Raw genomic sequence first — 6,868 nt, 5'->3', positions numbered from 1 at the left:
AATATATGTAGCTATTAAAACATTATTTCTATCTAAAATTTTAAATACTGATAAGATATTTAAGTCATATTCCTCAACCATGGCCTGAGTGAGTTACCTGAAGAGGCGGTGCCAATACGAAGAGCCCGAGGAGGCTAGAATGTCAGATTCAAACACACCCCGTAATTCCGACGACGCTACTTCTGAGATTGAAGCGTTAGAACAAGATCCTGTTCTTGCTATAGGCCAAGCGGCCACGGAACTTTCTATTGATTTGCCCGCTGTTGGGACATCCCAAGCAATTACTGCGCAGCCAGGTCAACGATTACAGCTTAATTTTGATGCGACACAAGCTGCCGCTGTTGTTGATGGACAAAATTTAGTGCTGAATTTTGACCTGGATAACGATGGCACCCCAGAAAGTAGTATCGTCTTTGAGAACTTGGCAGGTGAATTTTCTGGCGGAGATGCTCCTCTTCTTATCATTGACGGGACAGAGGTTGCTGCCAGCCAGCTTATAGGCCTCGTTCTGGCGCAGGCTGGGGATCTACCGCTTGAAACAGCGGCTGGTGCAGGTGCTGGCCCCGCAGGTGGCGGAGGTAGTGTCTATAGTGAAGACACGGGTAGTGTTATCGACTTGCTCATAGCCCAAGGCATTATTGGTCCTACAGAACTTAATTTTGGACTTCTTGATGGGATTGACGAAAACACCGACCCTGCGGAAGGGACGCTCGACGTTACCTTTATAACAACAGAAACAGAAGTTCCAGATTATGAGGGCGGTATATCAGGCACCTTTGCTGGTGGCTTTGAAGATTGGTTACCGAACCAGCATTTACCCGGTGGCGATGAAGGGAAAGATGATAATCCCTTTGGTGGTGAAGGCGGCGAAGATACTTTAGAGGCTGTCGCGGCACCTATGCAGGTTATCTTTACTTTTGTGCCAGCAGATAACGAAACGCTTGATTTTGTCGTAATGGACCCCCTCCCCGATGGAGCCCGCTTATTCGTTGGCAGCACCGATTTAGGTGACGAATATGTCGGTGGTTTCCCAGCTGTCATCGCAGGTGGTGATTTAGGGGATGTATATATTCTGCCCCCGCCAGATTCAGATGAAGATATCAATGTTTCCGGAACCGCGGTAATTACAGATCCAGATTCAGGTCTATCGGCTGTACTCCCTTATTCTGTCGAGGCTATTATTGATGCTGTCGCTGACATGCCACTACTTTCTTTAGGTGGTGAAGGCGGCGAAGGTGGCGAAGGCGGTGAACATAATTACCCTGACCTTCAAGAAAGAGATCAAATCACAGATTTACCAGACGAAAATGACAATGAAGTTTACTTAACTGGTGGCCTGAACGATCCCATTGGAGAAGAAAGCGTTATAAAACTCCCCATCAATGCTGAGCTTTGCGACAAAGATGGATCTGAAACATTAACTCTCGTTCTCTCTGGTATTCCTGCTGCCTTTAGCATTAACGAAGAATGCACAAATTTACCTGAAGGATGGGAGCTTTTCGGTCCAATCACCCCTGCACCTGTTCCAGATGACGGCGGCGAAGGTGGTGAAGACAGCATACTGGCGGAAGAACCAGGTGAATTGGTTCAATATATTATCCGCTACACAGGCGATCTTCCTGATCCAGATGATCCCGACCTTGATCCTTCGGAAACCGTAGACTTTACAACTTTTGGGGGCCTTGTCGCATTTAATACGAATGATTACACGACAACGGGTGTTGATGTAGAAGGCGGTGAAGGAGGTGAAAGCCCTGTCCCGACAGTACTAACAGATGAACAATCTATCATTCTTCCCCCTAAACCAGAAGACGGTGGACGCTATCAAGAAGGCCCGACACATACGAACGGCCCAGTTGTCATTACTGTTCAGGCCATTGCGGAAGAACAAGAAACAGACATTGGAACCGACGAATTAACGACTGAAAACAATATAGCTACTGCAGAAAGCCGCTTTGTTTTTGATATCGAAGAAGATGTTCCTGATATTGTCCGCTATGCAAAACTGTATCTGGATGAAACCGAAGGTGTCCAAACATCAGATGAATGGCGTGCTGCCAATGATCTCCCCGGTGTTTCAGATGCACAGACTATTCTGGCGACGGCAATGGCTGCGGATAGTACTGTAGGCGGCGAAATTGTCAGCCGAGGCTTCACATCCATAGTAGACGGGTTAAATCTCTACACTGATGGTTCGAATGACGAAGCAGATGGTTCTGATGGGCCTTTGGATACTGATGCCCCTTCAAGTCCCAGCTTCTCACCACCTGATGATCTGGAAGATATTCGCTTTATTGACTATGACGGCGCATACAGTGGTGTAAAAACAACTGATGGCTCACATATCAATCTCTATTCTTCGGACTCAGATCCTTCTGTTATTTATGGGCGTGTCGGCGGCGAAGATGGCGAATTGGCCTTTGTGGTAACAATTGGTGCTGATCTTACTAATGGCGAAAATGACGTCGATATCTATGTCGAACAGTATCTGTCGCTCAAGCATCCAAAAACTTACTCTCACGACGAAGACATCAATACAATGAAGCTTAGGTTCTTCGCTGTGGACGATGAAGGCGACCAGAGTAATATCGGAAAACTGAGAATCAACTTTGATGATGATGGTCCTAAGATCGGTGGGCATGAGTTCCTCTGTGTCGATGAAACCGATTTTGATAACAGCGCGGTTATTTCAGATTCAGGTGTATTCGATACCTTTGACTTTGGCGCTGATGGTCCGGCCATCGACGACATTCGTATCAGCATGTTTTCTCTTGGTACCATCAGAACATCCGATGGAAACCACGCTGTCAGTACAAGCCAATCCGGAGATACCCTGATCGGTACAGCTGATGGTGAAGAAGTGTTCAGGTTCACTGTTAATCCGGATGGATCTTACAGTTACGAACAGTATGAAGCACTGGAGCACTGGAACTCCTATAACCATAACGAACCAATCGGAATGAAATTTTCCGTACGGATTAAAGATGGTGATGGTGATAAAGCCTATGGCAATGTCATACTTAAAGTTCTTGATGATGGGCCAGATATCGGTGGTCAGGAAATGGTGATGGTCGATGAGACTGACCTGAACACAAATGCTTCAATCAAGGATGGTGGTGCTTTTGATATCTTTGATTTTGGGGCCGATGGACCACAAACAGACTATGGCTGGTCCCCTCATAACGATGCCATCAAAATTTCAGTAGACACCAGTGGCATCACAACCGCTGAAACAGATACGCCAATTACAACGTCACAAGTTGGCAATGTACTCACCGGGTGGGCTGGTGGTGACGTCGCCTTCACCTTTACGGTAAATCCTGACGGGACTTACGAGTACGAGCAATTTATAGCACTGGAACACCCAAATACAAATGATCACAATGACCCGCTTCCTATGAAGTTCTACGTCAAACTTGTTGACGGAGATTGGGATTATGACTGGGGTTCAGTGGATGTCATCGTAAAAGATGATGGCCTGCTTGCCCACAATGACGAAGAATGCGTAACTGAGGTTGAAAAAGAAACCCAACCGCAAAATATCGGCATTGTGATGGATTTCAGTGGGTCAGTCAGCAATAGCGACCTCGCCACAGAAATTGCCAGCGTAAAAACCTTTATCCAGACGCTGTTTGCATCTGGGGCAAGTGTTTCAGTATCACTTGTAGCCTTTGGTGCTGACGCCGCTAACCTTGGAACCTTCACTGATTTGGCTTCAGCAGAATCTGCACTTGATGGCACCAGTCGTGGTATCATTAATTCCGGCGCAACTGATTATGAAGCAGCTATGGAGATGTTATTCTCTAACAGCGGCAGTGACTTTGAATATGATCCAGGTGCCAATAATCAGGTCTTCTTCCTCAGTGACGGCGAACAAAATGACGGCGCTTCCCCCCTAAGCAATGGATCTATTGTCCTGGATAGTGGCGGTAAAGCTGACTTACTGGACGGCGACATTGGGTTCACAGCCGTTGGTATTGGCGGGGGCGTCCAGCCGAGTGATTTTGTCAATTTCTTTGATGGTGGCGTTGTTGCTGACACAGACGCAGTTCTAAACGCAGCATCATTCGAAGATCTTGCTGATGTGTTGGTCGGAACAATCGGATTGAGCAACACCGTTAGTGGTAACGTTGTCACTAACGACGAAGTTGGTGCCGATGGACTTGATCGTATTTGTGATATCGAAATCGAAGGCACAACCTTTAGCGTTGATGATGCCGGAGTTCTAACGGGTCCAACAACGGGGACACCATCTGCAACTTATGACGATGGGACCAAACTCTTAACCGTTACATCATCCAAAGGAACGCTTGAAATATATCTGGATGATCAAGGTGGTAATGCTGTTGGTGACTATACTTACACTAGCTTGCCAGCCGTTCAACATGGTGCACCGGGAACAGCAACAGATGACGTTGTTGATGATGTATTCACCTATTCTATCCTCGATAACGACGGTGACAAGTCGTCAGCAAATCTAACAATCTGCATCAAGGATGATGAGCCTGTTGCAAACAATGACGAGATTTGTCTTGTTGCCCTCCCTGGTGAAACGCCACCGCTTAATATCGCCTTTGTAATTGACGAAAGTGGATCGATTGGTCAATCAGACTATCAGATCCAGATTGATGGTGTCCGTAGCTTTATTGACAATCTCGTAGCAGAAAGCACTGCGTTGGAAACACTGGCTTTCTCTCTGGTTACTTTCGGGACGAATGCCGAAGACTATGGCACCTTTGTCTTTGATGGCTTCGCAGGTGGAACCCTTAATCTTGATGACTTCAAGCGCCTCAACAATAATGGCACCCTGTCATCGACAACCCTGGATGATCAACTTTCGACCATTTATGGGGCTTATGATGGGTCAGGCTCAACCAACTATGATGCAGGTATGGCGTCAATGTTCGGGGCGAACTCTGAATATTTAGACAATCCTGTGACAGGTTTACCATCACATGAAAGTCACCTCTACTTCATTAGTGATGGTTCACCTAACGACACGAGCACAGTTGATCCATTCGAGATCGATAGTGGTATCGCAACAGCGATTGTTGATAACGACATCCAGGTTACCGGAATCGGTATTGGCACAAGTACCTCTGTTGAGAATGGGCTTGAGGATTATTTCCTTAATACGGGCGGCGGTGATGCCGTAAATCCTTCTATCCCCGGCAGTCTCTATAGCTTTGTCAGCGTACCAAATTTCACTGATCTTGCTGATGCCCTAGATGGTACCGTCGGCGGAACCGATGCCAGTGGCAACCTTCTGACCAATGATCAACCGGGTGCTGATGGATTTGGTGCCGTTGCGATTACGGAAGTTCTTCACGATGGTGTTGTTTATACCGACGTAACTGATGGTAGTAGTGATGGAATGATCATTATCGCGTCTACGGCCGAAGGTGGTAAACTGGTGGTCGATACGGCCACAGGCGATTACACCTATACTGCACCGGGTTCAGTTAATGGCGATTATGAAGAGACCTTTGTCTATACCATGGTCGATGGTGACGGCGATCCTTCTTCCGCAGATCTGAAGGTCTGTGTAACATTGCCAGAGCCAGTTGATGCGGTAAATGATATCATCCTGACAAACATTACCTCTGGTGATATAGACATCCCTGATTCAGCATTGCTGTTTAATGATGACATCAATGCAAGTACAACACTCACCGATGTTGATAACCCAGTAAACGGGGCCGTCAACGAAAGTGGCGGTGTTGTTACCTTCGTACCAGACAGTATGGATGTTTCCAGCCTAGGATTTGGGTCAGGCAGTGCGGTCCAGACAATTTATGAGCGTAATTATGGGTCTGATGGCTATGAATATCATGATCCTTCTGGGCCGAATAATGATCATCTTCATTATAACGAATCTAATAGTCATCGGGATACATCTGGCTCTAATCGCGCAACGAACCTCAGTAGAAACCTATGGGTAAAGGATGGATCTACACCCGCTGATGAAGTTGTTCACCTGATTAATTTTTCTGGCCGGATAAGAGATGCTCGAGATATTGATTATGACAGATGGGGAAGAGAAACTAGAGATGTGAAGAGATGGGATCAAGATAGTTATCTGGTTGCTCTACTCGCAGGCGAAACTCTTACTTTAGAAGGTTTCTCAGGAAACAGTAATCTAAAGCTTGTCCTCTATAAAAATAATTCTGTTGTTGATTCAGATTTCAATGTTAGCGAGAACTTTACGGCTGCATCTGATGGAAACTATTTTATAAGAGTTGAATCAACCGATGGCATTAATGGAAACAGCGACCGTACTCGTGGCTACACTGCAGAGCTTTCCATTGAAAGTACTGACATCGTTCAACCAGTGGACGGCGGCTTTGATTATGACATATCAGATACACTTACATCTGATACTGCCAGTGCATCCGTCGAATATCAGGACGGTAGTACGATTACCGGTACGGGCGATGGTGAAATTCTTGTCGGTGGTGATGGTGATGATACCCTCCTCGGCGGCGGTGGAAATGACACCCTGATCGGTGGTGCAGGATCAGACACCTTAACGGGTGGTACTGGGGCAGATACCTTCCTCTTCTATGGTCAAAATGTTGGTGTTGATGTGGATACCATCACTGATTATGACAATAGCGAGGGTGATATTCTGGATGTCAGTGATCTGATTGTCTTTGATGACAATACTGATGTTGTTGCGAACTTTATTCGAGCAACGGATACAGGGCCAACTACATCACTGGAAATCTCTAGCGATGGCGTTACCTATACAGAAATTGCTGTTATGGAAAATGTCAGTGCGACAGATATCCTGACGGTTATTCTTGATAACGACGAACACATGATTGTCGTTGGATAGTTTTACCCCTTAACGAACAAAACCCCCGTA

1 protein-coding gene is annotated in these 6,868 nt (G+C 46.3%); it reads left to right on the top strand.

Annotation, left to right across the window (positions count from 1 at the left end):
• The first annotated feature begins 139 nt into the window (after window positions 1-139).
• Window positions 140-6,838, top strand: coding sequence for a VWA domain-containing protein (locus tag ACN0QW_RS17535; RefSeq protein ID WP_417433300.1), 6,699 nt, complete (start codon window positions 140-142; stop codon window positions 6,836-6,838).
• Window positions 6,839-6,868: the final 30 nt, after the last annotated feature.

The sequence above is a fragment of the Kiloniella sp. genome, assembly GCF_048259265.1.
Classification (GTDB): domain Bacteria; phylum Pseudomonadota; class Alphaproteobacteria; order Kiloniellales; family Kiloniellaceae; genus Kiloniella.
The sequence above is the reverse complement of the archived record's forward strand: the minus strand, read 5'-3'. Positions and strand labels throughout refer to the sequence as shown.